This is a genomic window from Absiella sp. AM09-50 (assembly GCF_003433845.1).
Lineage (GTDB): Bacteria > Bacillota_I > Bacilli_A > Erysipelotrichales > Erysipelotrichaceae > Hoskinsella > Hoskinsella hominis.
In genome coordinates this window covers 1-2,395 of record NZ_QVFI01000061.1, presented here as the reverse complement: position 1 = coordinate 2,395, position 2,395 = coordinate 1, and the positions used below count along the sequence as shown (strand labels likewise).

Annotated in this window: 2 protein-coding genes; both read right to left on the bottom strand. The window is 44.5% G+C overall.

The features are described 5' to 3' along the window. The coding region (locus DW114_RS21025) for a CD3337/EF1877 family mobilome membrane protein (protein WP_417281453.1) at positions 1–647 on the bottom strand (647 nt) is incomplete at its 3' end. Further along, positions 647–2,395, bottom strand: a 1,749-nt coding sequence (locus tag DW114_RS21020) for an ATP-binding protein (RefSeq protein WP_117456289.1), incomplete at its 5' end; no start/stop codon positions are given. The genes DW114_RS21020 and DW114_RS21025, both read right to left, overlap by 1 nt.

Below are 2,395 nucleotides of genomic sequence, written 5' to 3'. Positions count from 1 at the left end.
GTACTGATGTCTGATGAAAATTCATTTATCTTCTTGATGTAATCGGGAGCATAAGCAATAAATGAAGCGGACAGCACGAACACCACCACAAAGTTGATAACAGCGTGAAGTGCCTTGCTGGTTTCCCGTTTGATAAGTCCCGTATAGGCAACATACATTCCCACCACTAAGATAATGAGAAGCAGGAAACCAACATAAAAGCCCGTAGAAGAAAAACCATTCTCGGTAACGCCTGCAAGGGTCTGTATGCTCTTTCCGATACTGTCTGCCATATCGTTAATAAAATCAAGTTTATAGGCTTCCTGCACCACATAGCCCGTTGCGTTGGATAAGTATAGGCTTATCGTCCAGACAAAGTTGGTAATACAGTAAAGCCCGTACTGTACCGATTTTCCAATCCCGTCCAGCCAGTTCCACGGCAACCACGACCAGCTATTATCTACATAAAAATCAAGCTGGTAGTTGGAAAGGGGATATTTTGAGTAAAGATTTTCTGCGTTTATGGTATCGTCCACAAGCCCCGTCGCATGAGCCACCGTCCCCAGAAGTGAAAGCAGGATAAGGGAGAGTGCCACCACGAACAGAGCCATTTTGAGAAAGTGAAGTATCTTCCTTTTTGTGAACGCACCTTTTATCCTTTCTTTCATCACTCCACCTCATTTCTCTGTACGGGCGGTCTGGTATCAAAAGCGTGTAGCAGTTCTTCAAAGACTGGGTGTATCTGCACCACACCGACACGTCCGTATAAGTCCTGCAATAAGCATTGTCCGTTCTCCAAATCACGCAAGCGTTTCTGGTTGTTTTCGTCGTCCTTGTCGATACCGAAAAATTCTAAGGTCTGTTTTATCTCGTTGATGTCAGTAGAACGGAAAGCGAATTTTAAGCCGATATTGTTTTTCAGACTTTCCTTTGACACGTCCCCAGAAGATTGTGTAACGAAATAAACGCCTGCCTGCATAGCTCGTCCAGCACGAACCAGCTTATTTGATAAAGTTTCGCCTTGTGCTACATTTAAGAACGCCCACGCTTCATCAAGGTCTACAATCTTAAAAATGCTTCTGTCGCTGTGAATGAAGTCGAGTGCAAAGGTACTAATCACAATCAGCATAGACACCGACAATAATTCAATAGTCGTGTATTCCTCAAAAGTGGTATCTTTATCTGGCAGTACAAGGTCTGCTACTTGAATGATATTGAGCTGGTTATCAAGGCTGATTGCATTTTCCACCGTACCGTCCGAAAACAGCAGATGTGCAAAGTCGTAGTCTGTGAAGCTGTCGATATGGTCTGCGATATTTCTTGATACTGGCGTATCTTCACGGCGTAACTCGTCTATCACATGAAGCAAGTCCCGTTTGTCGCTCTGGGTAACGGAACGCACCGCCTTACGAAGTACGGGGAACTTTTCTCCGTCCCTTGAAGAAATACCCGTAAGGAATGTTAAGATGTCGATTGCCAGACTTTCAGCGTCTTTTACATTCTTCATAATCACAAACGGGTCAAGAAGTCCTGCATTGTCCTTGTCGCTTGTTAGGTTTACGATATTGATTTCATGGGCGATTTCTGGGAGCGTTTCTTTCCAGTTGCCACGCTCACTTTTAGGGTCTAACAGAAGTGCTTGACCGCCAAACAGCACCGCATAATATACCAGAAGATTGTTACAGAACGATTTCCCACCGCCAAGCGAACCGACAAAAGCAGACGCTAAAGCGTTGGTAACTGTACCTTTTACACCTTGACTGGCAAGGGACGGTTGCAGGTACACATTTCTTCCCGTATCAACAGAATAGCCCATATAGATACCCGTAGTTTCTCCTAACTGCTGGGTCGCACCAAAACCAAGCCCTGCTAGAAAATCTGATTTTACATACTGCACATAATCATTGATATATCGCTTGCTGGCAGGAAGAAATTCTGAATGAAGCCCCAGCATATCCCCAGCAGGACGCACCAGTTTTACATTGAGGTCGTCGTAAAAGTCCTTGACTTCATCACAACGGCGTTTCAGCTCGTCAAAATCGGGTGCAGACACCCGTATGACGTAGCTTAACTTATACATACTTTCTTTGCTCCGGTCTAAGTCCGTTTCCAGCTCGTCCACGCTGTCTAATGCGTCCACCACATTTGAGCTGGTTTCACTTCCTGCTTGATAAGCGTGATTGTCAAGGTCTTTCAATTCCTTTTTCTTGTTGCGGACTGTCGTTAATGCTTTCCGATTTTCCACGATTTCTACATTCATAGAAGTATCAACGGGGAATGTGAATTGCTGTTGCTGGAAATAAAAGATTTCACTTGACGGAAAATCAAGCTCGCCTACAATCGCATTGACGGTAAAATAAGACACATAGCTTTCCTTGTCCTCATGTTCCAAGCGTAAATACCGCTGGCTTTCCTC